Consider the following 15,148-nt stretch of genomic DNA (forward strand, 5'->3'; position numbering starts at 1 on the left):
CCCCAGCTCATCCCCCCACCCGGCGGAGCCCCCGGTGGCGCAACAATCCAGCAACACCACTAACCCCACCGGATAGGTATGGTTCCAGCCATGCCGCCCACCGACCGCATCCGCGACCACGCCGGCCAGGGCGCGACCACCGTCGCCGCCCACCGCGCGCGCCGCCGGTTGCGCGCCGACCGGGCCCGTCAGCTCGCCGACCTGCTCCGCCGCCAACTCCTGGACGACGCCTTCCCCGACGGCACACTCCCCCACGAGGACGCCCTCGCCGTCGACTACGGTGCCACCCGCAACACCGTCCGCCAGGCCCTCGAACTGCTGCGCACCGAGGGCCTCGTGGCCCGCCGGCCCGGCATCGGCACCGTGGTCGTGGCCCGCAAGTACGCCCACGGACTCGACCGCCTGATGGGCCTCGCGGAGACACTGCACGAACAGGGCCGCGTCACCAACGAGGTCCGCACCACGGTCCCCGTGCCGGCCCCCGCCCCGGTCGCCGAACGCCTCCGCGTACCGCCCGGCGCCGACGTCCTCTACATCGAGCGTCTGCGCCGCCTGGGCGGCGTCCCCCTCTCCCTCGACCTCACCTACCTGCCCCTCGACATCGGCACCGCCCTGCTCGGCGCCGACCTGGAGAACACCGACGTCTTCCGCCTCCTGGAATCCGTCACCGGCCGGCCGCTCGGCCACGCCGACGTCACCCTGGAGGCGGTCACCGCGGACGCGCACACCGCCGCCGTACTGGAGGCGCCGCGCGGCACCGCCGTCCTCATGCTGGAACGGCTCACCCACCTCGCCGACGGCCGCCCCGTGGACCTGGAGTTCGTCCGCTTCCGCGGCGACCGCATCGCGATGAGCGGCCTGCTGCGCCGGTCCCTCTGACCACCCCTTCCGCGCCCCTCCCTGGAGACAGCCATGCCCTTGGCGCCCCAGCGGGCCGACGTGCCCGTGACCATCGACGAGTCGAAGTGCATCGAAGGCTGCACGCTCTGCGTGGACATGTGCCCGCTGGACTCCCTCGCCATCGACGAGCGCAACGGCAAGGCCTACATGCACGTCGACGAGTGCTGGTACTGCGGCCCGTGCGCCGCCCGCTGCCCCACCGGGGCGGTCACGGTCAACATGCCCTACCTGCTCCGGTGAAGAGGCCGACTCCCATGAAACCGAAACGCACCGCGCTCCCCACCACCGCGTCCGCCGCCGCCGTGGCCCTGCTCCTCTCCCTCACCGCCTGCGGCGGCGAGGCGTCGGCCGGCGGGGACGGCTCCACGGTCACCGTGACCGTCGGCTACCAGTCCCGGACGATCAACACGGTCACCGCCGGCACCCTGCTCCGCTCCCTCGGCCACTTCGAGCGGCAGCTCAACTCCCTCGGCGACGGCGTCACCTACAAGGTGGACTGGCAGGACTACGCCACCGGCGCCCCCATCACCGCCCAGATGACCGCCGGGAAGATCGACATAGGCTCGATGGGCGACTTCCCGCTGCTCATCAACGCGGCCCGCGGCAAGCAGCTCGGCAAGCCGACCCGCCTGGTCTCGGTCACCGGCTACAACCTCCGCGGCGGCCTCAACACCATCGTGACCGCGCCCGGTTCCTCGCTCACCTCCCTGAAGGACCTCAAGGGCAAGAAGGTCTCGACGAGCGTCGGCTCGGCCGCCGACGGCACACTCGTACGAGCCCTGCAACGCGCCGGTCTCGACCCCGCCGAGGACATCGAGAAACTCAACCAGCAGCCCGCGGTGGGCGCCTCGGCCCTCTCCTCGGGCAGCGCGGACGCCCTGTCCCAGTTCGTCGCGTGGCCCGGCCTGCTCGCCCACCAGGGCAAGGCGAAGGCCCTGTACGACGGTGCGCGGCTCGACCTGCCCACCTTCCACGGTGTCACCGCCCGGGAAGACTTCGCGAAGGAGCGCCCCGCCGTACTGGAGGCGTTCCTGAGGGCCCAGGCGCAGGCGACCGGCTATCTCGACGCCCACCCGGTGGCCGCCGCCGAGAAGGTCGCGAAGGCCACCGGCCTGCCCGCCGAGGCCGTCTACCTCTACAACGGTGCCCAGGGCATCGCCACCTTCGACCCGGCGATCAAGCCCCAGCTCGTCGCGGCCCTCAAGAAGGACGTGTCGATCCTCCGGGACGCGAAGCTCACCGGCGACGTCGACGTGGACGCCTTCGTCGACGACCGGTACGTCAAGAAGGCGCTCGGTACGGCCGCGTACGCCGATCGGCTCGCCGCCGGGCCGCCGGAGCCGGCCGGGGAGGTCTGGCCGAAGGGAGCGGGCAAGACCCTCTCCTTCACCTCCCCCGGCGCCCTGCTGAAGCACGTGGCCGCCCACCTCGACGAGGTGCGCGCCGCCTACGTCCCCGACGCCACCACCGGCACCCTGTGGTTCGCCGACCAGTCGGTGTGGGTGGCCGACGGCACCGAACTGCTGCCCTTCCTCGCCCCGGAGACCGCGCGGGAGTACGTCGCCGACCACGGCGGAGCCCGCGTCGTCACATACGCCGAGGCACTGGAGCGGGCGTCGTGATCCGGTACGCGCTGCGCGCCGTCTCGCTCGCCGCCGCCCTCGGTCTCTGGCAGCTGCTGACCAGCCGGGACGTCGACCTGTGGCTGCGCTTCTCGCAGTTCCCCACCGTCACCGACGTGGCCCACGCCTTCGCCGGCCGGCTGGCGGGACCCGACTACTGGACGGACCTCACCGACAGCCTCACCCGCATCCTCACCGGCTTCCTGCTCGCCGCCGTCCTGGGCGTGGCCACCGGCGTGCTCGTGGCGCGCTACCGGCTGGCCGAGGACCTGCTCGGCCCGGTGCTGGAGGTCATCCGCCCCGTCCCCGCGATCGCCCTCGTCCCCGTGGCGATCCTCCTCTTCCCCTCCAACGAGCAGGGCATCGTCTTCATCACCTGCACCGCCGCCTTCTTCCCGGTGCTGGTCTCCACCCGGCACGCGGTCCGCGCGCTCTCCCCGACGTGGGAGGAGGCGGTCCGCACCATGGGCGGCGGCCGGTGGCGGGTGCTCGCCTCGGTGGTCCTACCGGGCGCCCTGCCCGGCGTGTTCGGCGGTCTGTCGGTCGGCATCGGCGTCTCGTGGATCTGCGTGATCTCCGCCGAGATGATCTCCGGCCAGTACGGCGTCGGCTACCGCACCTGGCAGGACTACACCGTCGTCGACTACCCGGGCGTCTTCGTCGGCATGGTCACCATCGGCGTACTCGGCTGGCTGACCTCCACCGCCGTCGAACTGCTGGGCCGCCGCCTGACCCACTGGCTGCCCCGCACGGCGCACGCCCCCGCCGCCCGGCCGAGGTCCGTACGGCGGGCCGGCGCGGCACCCTCGTCCGCGGACACCGCCGTGCCCACGAGCACCGAAACCGAGGAGGCACGCGATGAGCACCTCGTCCGAGACTGAGGCCGGGACCGGCACCGGGGCCGGGACGGCGACCGGAAGCGCGACCGGCGCGAAGAACGCCACCGGCGCGAAGACGGCCACCGGCACCCGATCCCCTCGCGGCACCCGGCTCACCCTCCGCGACGCCACCCTCGGCCGCCCCGGCGCCACCGCGCTGACCGGCATGGACGTCGACGTCTCCCCCGGCGAGATCCTCACCGTCGTCGGCCCCTCCGGCTGCGGCAAGTCGACCCTGCTGCGCACCCTGGCCGGGCTGCTGCCCCCACTGGCCGGGGCGGCGGAACAGGACGGGCACCTGATCACGGGCCCGGGAGCGGACCGCGCGCTGGTCTTCCAGGAGGACGCCCTCCTGCCCTGGCGCACCCTGCGCGCCAACGTCGAACTCCCCCTCGCCATCCAGGGCCTGCCCCGCGCCGGACGCCGCGACCAGGCGGCGTCCTGGCTGGACCGCGTCGGGCTCACCGCGCAGGCACGGCAGTTGCCGCACCGCGTCTCCGGGGGCCAGCGCCAGCGCGCCCAGTTGGCCCGCGCGCTCGCCGGACACCCCCGCGCCGTCCTGATGGACGAACCCTTCGGCGCCCTCGACGCGCAGACCCGCGCCGGCATGCAGGACCTGCTGGTGGAGGTGTTGCGGGGCACCGGTGCCACCGTCGTCTTCGTCACCCACGACGTGGACGAGGCCCTGTTCCTCGGCGACCGGGTGGCCCTGCTCGGCGCCGGCCGCCTCACCGCCGTACGCGACGTGCCCCGGCCCCGGGAGCGTGCCGCGCACGACGATCCGGCACGGGCGGCGCTGCGGCGCGACGTACTGACATCCCTCGGCTCCTGAAAGGCCCTCTGGTGGAGATCCCCGCGCTCACCGACGCCGAAGAACTCACCTGCGACGTCCTCGTCATCGGTGGCGGTACCGCCGGCACGATGGCCGCGCTGACCGCGGCCGAGCACGGCGCGGACGTCCTGCTCCTGGAGAAGGCCCACGTCCGGCACTCCGGCGCCCTCGCCATGGGCATGGACGGCGTCAACAACGCGGTCGTCCCCGGTCGTGCCGAACCCGACGACTACGTCGCCGAGATCACCCGCGCCAACGACGGCATCGTCGACCAGTCCACCGTCCGCCAGACCGCCACCCGCGGCTTCGCCATGGTCCAGCGGCTGGAGTCGTACGGGGTGAAGTTCGAGAAGGACGAGCACGGCGACTACGCGGTCCGGCAGGTGCACCGGTCGGGCTCCTACGTGCTCCCGATGCCGGAGGGCAAGGACGTCAAGAAGGTCCTGTACCGGCAGTTGCGGCGGCGCGAGATGCGCGAGCGGATCCGCATCGAGAACCGCGTGATGCCGGTGCGGGTCCTGACGGCGGAGGGCCGGGCGGTGGGCGCGGCCGGGTTCAACACCCGCACGGGTGCGTTCGTGACCGTCCGGGCGGGCGCCGTGATCCTGGCGACCGGAGCCGCCGGACGGCTCGGCCTGCCCGCGTCCGGCTACCTCTACGGCACCTACGAGAACCCCACCAACGCCGGTGACGGCTACGCCATGGCCTACCACGCGGGCGCCGAACTGACCGGCATCGAGTGCTTCCAGATCAACCCGCTGATCAAGGACTACAACGGCCCCGCCTGCGCCTACGTCGCCAACCCCTTCGGCGGCTACCAGGTCAACCGGCACGGCGAGCGCTTCGTCGACTCCGACTACTGGTCGGGCCAGATGATGGCCGAGTTCGCCGCGGAGGTGGCCGGCGACCGGGGCCCGGTGTACCTGAAGCTCAGCCATCTCCCGGAGGAGTCCGTCTCCGCGCTGGAGTCGATCCTGCACTCGACGGAGCGCCCGACGCGCGGCACCTTCCACGCGGGCCGCGGGCACGACTACCGCACCCACGACGTCGAGATGCACATCTCCGAGATCGGCCTGTGCGGCGGCCACTCCGCCTCGGGGGTACGGGTGGACGACCACGCCCGCACCACGGTCCCGCGCCTCTACGCCGCCGGCGACCTGGCCTGCGTGCCGCACAACTACATGATCGGCGCGTTCGTCTTCGGCGACCTGGCGGGTGCGGACGCGTCGCGACACACGGCGTACGCGGGCGAACTGCCGTCCGACCAGCTGCGTGCGGCGCACGAGCTGGTCTACCGCCCGCTGCGCAACCCCGACGGCCCGCCGCAGCCCCAGGTCGAGTACAAGCTGCGCCGCTTCGTCAACGACTACGTGGCCCCGCCGAAGTCCGGCGCCCGGCTCTCGCTCGCCCTGGAGTCCTTCGAGCGGATGCGGGCGGACATCGCGGCGATGGGCGCGCGTACCCCGCACGAGCTGATGCGCTGCGCCGAGGTCTCCTTCATCCGCGACTGCGCGGAGATGGCCGCCCGGGCCTCGCTGGCCCGCACCGAGTCCCGCTGGGGTCTCTACCACGAGCGCGTCGACCTCCCGGAGCGCGACGACGACGCCTGGTTCCACCATCTCGACCTGCACAAGTCCCCCTCCGGTGCGATGGAGTTCACGGCCCGTCCCGTGGCTCCGTATCTGGTGCCGGTCGACGAGTTCACGCCGGTCGGCGGTGTCTCCCGGCACCTCGGCGAGGTGCACCCGGAGCAGGTGGCGACCGCCGGGCCGCGCGACGCGGCGCCCCGCGCCACGGGGACGCCACCCACGGACCCCGGCGACGAGCGCGGAGGCGGCTCCTCCGAGCCCACCGCCACGGTCTCCCCCCGCCTCCTCGAACTGCTGGCCCTCGCCGACGACGAACCCGAACTGCCCGCCCTCCGGCCCTACCTGTCCGATCCCGAACCCGCGGTACGGCGCACGGCGGTCACCGTGCTCACCGAGACCACCCCCATCGGCACCGGTCCCGTCCTGGCCGCCGCCCTGGCCGACGCGGACGGCGAGGTGCGCGCCGCCGCCGCTGCCTCGCTGCGCGAACTGGCCGACACGCTGGCGCCCGAACCGGCCCTGGGCGAAACCCTGGTGCGGGCGCTGGCCGAGGCCGACCCGGTGGTCCGCGCCACCGCCCTCGACCTGCTGCGCATTCTGCGGCTGGGCGAGACCGGCACCTTCACCGCGTACCTCGGCGACCCGGACCCCTCGGTGCGCATCGAGGCGGTGCGCGGACTGGTGTCCCTGGACGCGGCGGAGTCGCTCTCCCCGGCGGCGGAGGATCCGTCCCGCGAGGTCCGGGTCACCGTCGCCAAGGCGCTGGGGACGCTGCGGGCGCCCACCGGTGCCGGCGGTGCGCTCGACCGGCTCACCGAGGACCCCGACACCCTGGTCCGCGGCGCGGCCTTCGCGGCCCTGGCCCGGACGGGCTGCCCGGCGCCGCTCGCGGAACGGGCGGTCGCCGCGCTGGCCGACCCCGCCTGGCAGGTCCGGGCCGGGGCGGCCGGCGCTCTTTCCGCGGCCCTCCCGCGCAACGCGGTCCCCGTCCTCGCCAAGGCCCTCGCCGATCCGAACGCCGACGTGCGCAAGGCCGCGGTCCTGGCCCTGACCCGGCACGCGGACGGTACGCCGGACGCCAGGTCGGCCCTCGCCACGGCGACCACCGACAGCGACGCCGACGTCAGGGCGTACGCGGCCCGGGCCCTGTGACGCCGAGGACCGGCCGCGACGTCCGGCCCCCCGGCCGCGTCCCCTACAGCCGGGTCCAGTCCTCTATATCCAGTCCTCGGGCTCCGGCTCGGGCTCGGTGTCGGGCCACTCGTCCGGGCCGGGCCCGCTGTCGCCGCTGGAGGCGGGAGCCGTCTGCGCCGCCCCCGCGAGTCCCGCGAGCACGGCGATCACTCCCTCCCCGTAGGTCGCGAGCTTCTTCTCACCGACGCCGCTGATGCCGCCGAGCTGTCCGACGGAGGTGGGCCATACCGTGGCGATCTCCCTGAGCGTGGCGTCGTGGAAGATCACGTAGGCGGGGACGCCCTGCTCGCGGGCCTGCTCGGCCCGCCAGGCCCGCAGCGCCTCGAACGCCGGCTGGAGCTCCTCGGACAGCTCGGCCGCGGCGGCCTTGGCCTTGCGCTCGCCGCGGGCGGCCGTCCCGCGTGCCGCCGCCGGCTTCTTGGGCTCCTTGCGCAGCGGCACCTCACGCTCCCGCCGCAGCACCGCCCCGCTGTCGTCGGTCAGCACCAGCGTGCCGTACTCCCCCTCGACCGCGAGCAGTCCCTGGGCCAGGAGCTGCCGGGCGACACCGCGCCACTCGCTCTCGGCGAGATCCTCGCCGATGCCGAAGACGGAGAGCTGGTCGTGGTCGAACTGGATCACCTTGGCGGTGCGCTTGCCCAGCAGGATGTCGATGATCTGCCCGGCGCCGAACTTCTGCCCGCGCTCCCGCTTCAGCCGCACCACCGTGGACAGCACCTTCTGCGCCGCCACCGTGCCGTCCCAGGTCTCCGGAGGGGTGAGGCAGGTGTCGCAGTTTCCGCAGCCGGACGGGTCCGGGTCCTGGCCGAAGTAGGCGAGGAGCTGGCCGCGGCGGCAGCGGACGGTCTCGCACAGCGCGAGCATGGAGTCCAGGTGGGACTGGGCCCGGCGGCGGAAGGCCTCGTCGCCCTCGCCGGACTGGATCAGCTTGCGCTGCTGTATGACGTCGTTGAGTCCGTACGCCATCCACGCGGTCGACGGCAGTCCGTCGCGGCCGGCGCGGCCGGTCTCCTGGTAGTAGCCCTCGACCGACTTGGGCAGGTCCAGGTGGGCGACGAACCGCACGTCCGGCTTGTCGATGCCCATGCCGAAGGCGATGGTGGCCACGACCACCAGGCCCTCCTCCCGCAGGAACCGGGACTGGTGCGCCGCGCGGGTGCCCGCGTCCAGGCCCGCGTGGTACGGGACCGCCTCCACCCCGTTGCGGGACAGGAACTCGGCGGTCTTCTCGACGGAGTTGCGCGAGAGGCAGTACACGATGCCCGCGTCGCCCGGGTGCTCCTCGCGCAGGAAGCTCAGCAACTGCTTCTTGGGGTCCGTCTTCGGCACGATCCGGTACTGGATGTTGGGCCGGTCGAAGCTGGCCACGAAGTGCCGCGCCGTCGGCATGTTCAGCCGCTCGGTCAGCTCGCGGTGGGTCGCGTGCGTGGCCGTCGCCGTGAGCGCGAGGCGGGGGACGTCCGGCCAGCGCTCGCCGAGCAGCGACAGGGCGAGGTAGTCGGGCCGGAAGTCGTGGCCCCACTGCGAGACGCAGTGGGCCTCGTCGATGGCGAAGAGCGAGATCTTGCCGCGGGAGAGCAGATCGAGGGTGCCCTCCAGGCGCAGCCGCTCGGGCGCCAGGTAGAGCAGGTCCAGCTCGCCGGCGAGGAACTCGGCCTCCACCATGCGCCGCTCGTCGAAGTCCTGCGTGGAGTTCATGAAGCCGGCCCGCACGCCGAGCGCCCGCAGCGCGTCCACCTGGTCCTGCATCAGCGCGATGAGCGGCGAGACCACGACGCCGGTGCCGGGCCTGACCAGGGCCGGAATCTGGTAGCACAGCGACTTTCCGGCGCCGGTCGGCATGAGCACGACGGCGTCGCCGCCCGCGACCACGTGGTCGACGACCTCTTGCTGCTCGCCGCGGAAGGCCTCGTACCCGAAGACCCGGTGCAACGTGGCCAGCGCCTCGCTGCCCCCGTCGTCCACGCGCCTCGCCTCTGCCGCTTCTGCCATCTCGCCGATCACACCCGTCCCGCCCATCGTCCCGTCCCCCGTACGTCTTGCCTCGCCCGTCTGGTCTGTCTGGTCCGCCCTGCCCCGACCACTGCCTCAACGATAGGGGGCGGCGCCGACAGCCTCGGAGTTATCCACAGGGAGCCTGCTGCCGTCGGCGTCAAGGACACAATGACCGTTCACACGTTCGCAGGAGACGCGCCCGTTTCCGGCGGATAGTCTGATTGCACCCGCGAGACTCCGTCCCATGGGAGCACTGATGAGCGTCGCACCGAAGGCGTCCACGCCCGACTGGCCGGTTCCGCCGGAGGGCGGCTGGACCGCGGACGACCTGGACCAGCTTCCGAACCTGCCTCCGCATACGGAGCTGATTGACGGGAGCCTGGTCTTCGTGAGTCCGCAGACTGCCTTTCATGAACGAGCTGTCGACTTCTTCAAATGGCAGTTGCAGTCGCTGGCACCTGCCGAGTACGAGGTCTTCCGCGAGTTCACGATCGACATCGACGCGCAGAACAGGCCCGAGCCGGACGTCATCGTGTTTCGGGCCGATGCCTGGACAGAGACCGCTCAGACCCGGTTTCCCTCGACGGCCGTCCTGCTAGCAGTCGAGGTCGTCTCCACCGACTCGGTCTCCCGCGACCGCGAGACCAAGCCCTTGAAGTACGCCAGGGCGGGAATTCCACACTACTGGCGCGTGGAGAGCGAGAAGGGGCTCGCCGTCGTTCACGCCTTCGAGCTGGAGCCGACCACCGGTGCCTACACAAGCGTCGGCATCTTCCGTGAGCGTATGAAGCTGAGTGCGCCCTTCCCCATGGACCTGGACCTGACCGCTGTCAAGGCCCGGCCCCCGGGGAAGTAGTCGCCCGCCATACCACGGCGGCCCGGCCCCCCCGAGGGGTGCCGGGCCGCCGTCTCAAGCACAGCAGGCGCCGCGTCAGCGCACGAACACCCCCGCCTGACCGGCAAGGTCCAGGAAGTACTGCGGTGCCACGCCGAGTACCACCGTCACCGCGACTCCGACACCGATCGCCGTCATCGTCAGGGGGGACGGGACCGCCACCGTCGGACCCTCCGGCCGGGGCTCGCTGAAGAACATCAGGACGATCACGCGGATGTAGAAGAACGCCGCGATCGCCGAGGAGATCACGCCGATCACGACCAGCGGGGCCGCGCCGCCCTCCGCCGCCGCCTTGAAGACGGCGAACTTGCCGGAGAACCCGGAGGTCAGCGGGATGCCCGCGAAGGCCAGCAGGAAGATCGCGAACACCGCCGCCACCAGCGGTGACCTGCGGCCGAGCCCGGCCCACTTGGACAGGTGCGTCGCCTCGCCGCCCGCGTCGCGCACCAGCGTCACCACGGCGAAGGCGCCGATCGTGACGAAGGAGTACGCGGCCAGGTAGAAGAGGACGGACGAGATGCCGTCCGGCGTGGTCGCGATGACACCGGCGAGGATGAAGCCCGCGTGCGCGATCGACGAGTACGCCAGCAGCCGCTTGATGTCGGTCTGCGTGATCGCGACGATCGCGCCGCCCAGCATGGTGACGATCGCCACGGCCCACATCACCGGCCGCCAGTCCCAGCGCAGGCCGGGCAGGACGACGTAGAGGATGCGCAGCAGCGCGCCGAAGGCGGCCACCTTGGTCGCCGCCGCCATGAAGCCGGTCACCGGCGTCGGCGCACCCTGGTACACGTCCGGCGTCCACATGTGGAACGGCACCGCGCCCACCTTGAACAGCAGGCCCATGACGATCAGCGCGGAGCCGACGAGCAGCAGCGCGTCGTTGCCCATCGTGTCGGCGAGTGCCGGGGTGACGTTCTGCACGGTGCCGTCGACCACCTGGGCGATCGTGCCGTACGACATGGAGCCCGCGTAGCCGTAGAGCAGGGCGATGCCGAACAGGGTGAACGCGGAGGCGAAGGCGCCGAGGAGGAAGTACTTGACCGCCGCCTCCTGCGACATGAGCCGCTTGCGGCGGGCCAGCGCGCACAGCAGGTACAGCGGGAGGGAGAAGACCTCCAGGGCGACGAAGAGCGTCAGCAGGTCGTTGGCGGCCGGGAAGACCAGCATGCCGGCGACCGCGAAGAGCAGGAGCGGGAACACCTCCGTGGTGGTGAAGCCCGCCTTGACCGCCTTCTGCTCGCTCTCGCTGCCCGGTACGGCCGCGGCCTGCGCGGCGAAGGAGTCGACGCGGTTGCCGTGCGCCTCCGGGTCGAGCCGCCGCTCGGCGAAGGTGAACAGGCCGACCAGCGCCACCAGCAGGATCGTGCCCTGCAGGAAGAGGGCCGGTCCGTCGACGGCGATGGCGCCCATCGCCGCGATGCCCGCCTTGGTCGTGCCGTGTCCGCCCGCCGCGAGCGCGACGACCGCGGCGAAGGCGGCGACCAGCGCGACGGCCGACACGAACATCTGCGCGTAGTAGCGGGCCCTGCGCGGCACGAAGGCCTCGACCAGGATTCCGATGATCGCCGCGCCGACGATGATGAGGGTGGGCGCGAGCTGCCCGTACTCGATCTTCGGCGCGTCGATCTTGGCGATCGGGTCGGCCGCCGCCGTCGTTGTCCACAGGCTGTGGACGGCTGTTGCGCTCACTTGGCCGCCTCCACCTCAGGCTGGGGGTCCTTCTTGTGTACGTCGGACATGGTCTGCTCCACCGCGGGGTTGACGATGTCCGTGACGGGCTTCGGGAAGACGCCCAGGAAGATCAGCAGCGCGACCAGCGGCGCCACCACGACCAGCTCACGCACCCGCAGGTCGGGCATCGCGGAGACCTCCGGCTTCACCGGGCCCGTCATCGTCCGCTGGTAGAGGACGAGGGTGTAGAGCGCGGCGAGGACGATGCCGAAGGTGGCGATGATGCCGATCACGGGATAGCGCGTGAACGTGCCGACCAGGACCAGGAACTCACTGATGAAGGGCGCGAGGCCCGGCAGGGAGAGGGTCGCGAGGCCGCCGATCAGGAAGGTGCCGGCGAGGACCGGCGCCACCTTCTGCACCCCGCCGTAGTCGGCGATGAGCCGCGAGCCGCGCCGCGAGATCAGGAAGCCGGCGATCAGCATCAGCACCGCGGTCGAGATGCCGTGGTTGACCATGTACAGCGTCGCGCCGGACTGGCCCTGGCTGGTCATCGCGAAGATGCCCATGATGATGAAGCCGAAGTGCGAGATCGACGCGTACGCGATCAGCCGCTTGATGTCGCGCTGGCCGACCGCGAGCAGCGCGCCGTAGACGATGCTGACGACCGCCAGCACCAGGATGACCGGCGTCGCCCACTTGCTCGCCTCCGGGAAGAGCTGGAGGCAGAAGCGGAGCATCGCGAAGGTGCCGACCTTGTCGACTACCGCCGTGATGAGCACCGCGACCGGGGCGGTCGACTCCTGCATGGCGTTGGGCAGCCAGGTGTGCAGCGGCCACAGCGGCGCCTTCACCGCGAAGGCGAAGAAGAAGCCGAGGAAGAGCCAGCGCTCGGTGCTGGTCGCCATGTCCAGCTCGCCGCTGGCCCGCGCCTGGGCGATCTCCGTCAGCGAGAAGTTCCCGGCGACCACGTAGAGCCCGATCACCGCGGCCAGCATGATCAGACCGCCGGCCAGGTTGTAGAGGAGGAACTTCACCGCGGCGTACGACCGCTGCGTCGCCGCCGTCTTCTCGCCGTGCTCGTGGGCCCGGTCCCCGAAGCCGCCGATGAGGAAGTACATCGGGATGAGCATGGCTTCGAAGAAGATGTAGAAGAGGAAGACGTCGGTGGCCTCGAACGAGATGATCACCATCGCCTCGACGGCCAGGATCAGGGCGAAGAAGCCCTGCGTCGGCCGCCACCGGCTGCTGCCGGTCTCCAGCGGGTCGGCGTCGTGCCAGCCCGCGAGGATGATGAACGGGATCAGCAGCGCGGTCAGCGCGATCAGCGCCACCGCGATGCCGTCCACGCCCAGCTCGTACCGGACGCCGAAGTCCGCGATCCAGGAGTGCGACTCGGTGAGCTGGTAACGGTCGCCGCCGGGGTCGAAGCGGACCAGGACCGCGATCGCCAGCGCGAGCGTGGCCAGCGAGACCAGCAGCGCCAGCCACTTGGCCGCGGTGCGTTTCGCGGCCGGCACGGCGGCCGTGGCGATCGCCCCGACGGCCGGGAGGGCCGCCGTGACTGTCAGCAGGGGAAAGGACATCGGTATCAGACCGCCCTCATCAGCAGGGTCGCGGCGACGAGGACCGCCGCACCGCCGAACATCGAGACCGCGTAACTGCGCGCGAACCCGTTCTGCAGCTTGCGCATCCGCCCGGACAGGCCGCCGACCGAGGCCGCCGTGCCGTTGACGACCCCGTCGACCAGAGTGTGGTCGACGTAGACCAGGGAGCGCGTCAGGTGCTCGCCGCCGCGGACCAGGACGACGTGGTTGAAGTCGTCCTGGAGCAGGTCGCGCCGGGCGGCCCGGGTGAGCAGCGACCCGCGCGGGGCGACGGCCGGGACCGGACGGCGCCCGTACTGCGCCCAGGCGACCGCGACACCGATCACCATCACGGCCACCGTGGAGACCGTGACCGTCAGGGCGCTGATCGGCGCGTGTCCGTGGTCGTGCCCGGTGATGGGCTCCAGCCAGTGCACGAACCGGTCGCCGATGCTGAAGAACGCGCCGCCGAACACCGAGCCGACGGCCAGCACGATCATCGGGATCGTCATGAGCTTCGGCGACTCGTGCGGGTGCGGAGGCTCGTAAGCGCCGCGGGTCTCGGCGGCCGGCTCCACGTCGGGGGCGGCGGGCGACGGCGTCGGCGCCTTGCGCCAGCGTTCCTCGCCGAAGAACGTCATCAGCATCACGCGCGTCATGTAGTACGCCGTGATGGCCGCGCCCAGCAGGGCGACGCCGCCGAGGATCCAGCCCTCGGTGCCGCCCTTGGCGAACGCCGACTCGATGATCTTGTCCTTGGAGAAGAAGCCGGACAGTCCCGGGAAGCCGATGATCGCGAGATAGCCGAGCCCGAAGGTGACGAAGGTGACCGGCATGTACTTGCGCAGTCCGCCGTAGCGGCGCATGTCGACCTCGTCGTTCATCCCGTGCATGACGGAACCCGCGCCGAGGAACAGCCCGGCCTTGAAGAAGCCGTGCGTCACCAGGTGCATGATGGCGAAGACGTAGCCGATGGGGCCGAGTCCGGCGGCCAGCACCATGTAGCCGATCTGCGACATGGTCGAACCGGCCAGCGCCTTCTTGATGTCGTCCTTGGCACAACCGACGATCGCACCGAAGAGCAGCGTGACCGCGCCCACGATGGCGACCACCAGCTGGGCGTCGGGCGCGCCGTTGAAGATCGCGCCGGAGCGGACGATCAGGTAGACGCCCGCGGTCACCATGGTCGCGGCGTGGATGAGAGCCGAGACCGGGGTCGGGCCCTCCATCGCGTCCCCGAGCCAGGACTGGAGCGGTACCTGGGCGGACTTGCCGCAGGCGGCGAGCAGCAGCATCAGGGCGATCGCGGTGAGCTTGCCCTCGCCGGCCTGACCCGCGAGCGCGGCCTCGCCCTCGCCGCCGAGCACCGGCCCGAAGGCGAAGGTGCCGAACCAGAGGAACATCAGCATGATCGCGATGGACAGGCCCATGTCGCCGACGCGGTTGACCAGGAAGGCCTTCTTCGCGGCGGTGGCGGCGCTGGGCTTGTGCTGCCAGAAGCCGATCAGCAGGTAGGAGGCGAGTCCGACGCCCTCCCAGCCGACGTACAGCAGCAGGTAGTTGTCGGCGAGGACGAGCAGCAGCATCGCCGCGAGGAACAGGTTGAGGTAGCCGAAGAAGCGGCGGCGGCGCTCGTCGTGCTCCATGTAGGAGACGGAGTACAGGTGGATCAGTGAGCCGACGCCGGTGATCAGCAGGACGAACGTCATCGACAGCTGGTCGAGCCGGAAGGCGACGTCGGCCTGGAAGCCCTCCACCGGGATCCAGCTGAACAGGTGCTGCGTCAGGGTGCGGTCCTCGGCACCGCTGCCGAGCATGTCGGCGAAGAGGACGACGCCGATCACGAAGGACGCGGCCGCCAGCAGCGTGCCGATCCAGTGGCCGACGGCGTCGAGCCGGCGTCCGCCGCACAGCAGAACCGCAGCTCCGAGCAAGGGCGCCGCGACAAGCAGCGCAATCAGATTCTCCACGATTCAGCGACCC

At 71.6% G+C, this 15,148-nt stretch carries 11 protein-coding genes; 7 read left to right on the top strand and 4 right to left on the bottom strand.

The window, feature by feature from the left end:
- Nucleotides 1-90: 90 nt before the first annotated feature.
- The 6 genes from DMH12_RS19385 to DMH12_RS19410 are packed head-to-tail and all read left to right on the top strand — an operon-like array spanning nt 91 to nt 6,973.
- Nucleotides 91-879 (top strand): GntR family transcriptional regulator, encoded by a 789-nt coding sequence (locus tag DMH12_RS19385; protein ID WP_125492806.1) that lies wholly within the window; start codon nt 91-93, stop codon nt 877-879.
- Nucleotides 880-912: 33 nt separating this feature from the next.
- A complete protein-coding gene (locus DMH12_RS19390) occupies nt 913-1,140 on the top strand; it encodes a ferredoxin family protein (RefSeq protein WP_030145386.1) in 228 nt (75 codons plus the stop codon).
- A 14-nt stretch (nt 1,141-1,154) separates the two neighbouring features.
- Entirely contained in the window at nt 1,155-2,522 is a 1,368-nt protein-coding gene (locus DMH12_RS19395; RefSeq protein ID WP_125492807.1) for an ABC transporter substrate-binding protein, read from the top strand.
- Nucleotides 2,519-3,403 (top strand): ABC transporter permease, encoded by an 885-nt coding sequence (locus tag DMH12_RS19400; RefSeq protein ID WP_125492808.1) that lies wholly within the window; start codon nt 2,519-2,521, stop codon nt 3,401-3,403. Before DMH12_RS19395 ends, DMH12_RS19400 begins: the two co-directional genes overlap by 4 nt.
- On the top strand, nt 3,381-4,232 hold the full coding sequence (locus DMH12_RS19405; RefSeq protein ID WP_125492809.1) for an ABC transporter ATP-binding protein: 852 nt from the start codon (nt 3,381-3,383) through the stop codon (nt 4,230-4,232). The genes DMH12_RS19400 and DMH12_RS19405 overlap by 23 nt, the downstream gene beginning before the upstream one ends.
- 11 nt (nt 4,233-4,243) lie before the next feature.
- A complete protein-coding gene (locus DMH12_RS19410; RefSeq protein WP_125492810.1) occupies nt 4,244-6,973 on the top strand; it encodes a fumarate reductase/succinate dehydrogenase flavoprotein subunit in 2,730 nt (909 codons plus the stop codon).
- 63 nt (nt 6,974-7,036) lie between these two features.
- Here DMH12_RS19410 and recQ read toward each other — a convergent pair whose 3' ends face one another.
- On the bottom strand, nt 7,037-9,034 hold the full coding sequence (gene recQ / locus DMH12_RS19415) for a DNA helicase RecQ (RefSeq protein ID WP_125492811.1): 1,998 nt from the start codon (nt 9,032-9,034) through the stop codon (nt 7,037-7,039).
- Nucleotides 9,035-9,266: 232 nt separating this feature from the next.
- On the opposite strand from recQ, the gene DMH12_RS19420 reads away from it, so the two are divergent.
- On the top strand, nt 9,267-9,866 hold the full coding sequence (locus tag DMH12_RS19420) for a Uma2 family endonuclease (RefSeq protein WP_125492829.1): 600 nt from the start codon (nt 9,267-9,269) through the stop codon (nt 9,864-9,866).
- Nucleotides 9,867-9,941: 75 nt separating this feature from the next.
- Here the strand turns inward: DMH12_RS19420 and nuoN are convergent, their stop codons facing one another.
- Genes nuoN through nuoL form a run of 3 tightly spaced genes read right to left on the bottom strand, consistent with a single transcriptional unit; the run spans nt 9,942 to nt 15,135 of the window.
- Complete coding sequence (gene nuoN / locus DMH12_RS19425) at nt 9,942-11,597, bottom strand: NADH-quinone oxidoreductase subunit NuoN (protein WP_125492812.1); 1,656 nt, start codon at nt 11,595-11,597, stop codon at nt 9,942-9,944.
- Nucleotides 11,594-13,165 (bottom strand): NADH-quinone oxidoreductase subunit M, encoded by a 1,572-nt coding sequence (locus DMH12_RS19430; protein WP_125492813.1) that lies wholly within the window; start codon nt 13,163-13,165, stop codon nt 11,594-11,596. Before DMH12_RS19430 ends, nuoN begins: the two co-directional genes overlap by 4 nt.
- Nucleotides 13,166-13,170: 5 nt before the next feature.
- Nucleotides 13,171-15,135 carry an NADH-quinone oxidoreductase subunit L gene (gene nuoL, locus DMH12_RS19435; RefSeq protein WP_125492814.1) on the bottom strand — a complete coding sequence of 655 codons (1,965 nt, stop codon included), beginning with the start codon at nt 15,133-15,135 and terminating at the stop codon, nt 13,171-13,173.
- Nucleotides 15,136-15,148: the final 13 nt, after the last annotated feature.

It is taken from the genome of Streptomyces sp. WAC 04229 (assembly GCF_003947455.1).
In the GTDB taxonomy this organism is placed as follows: domain Bacteria; phylum Actinomycetota; class Actinomycetes; order Streptomycetales; family Streptomycetaceae; genus Streptomyces.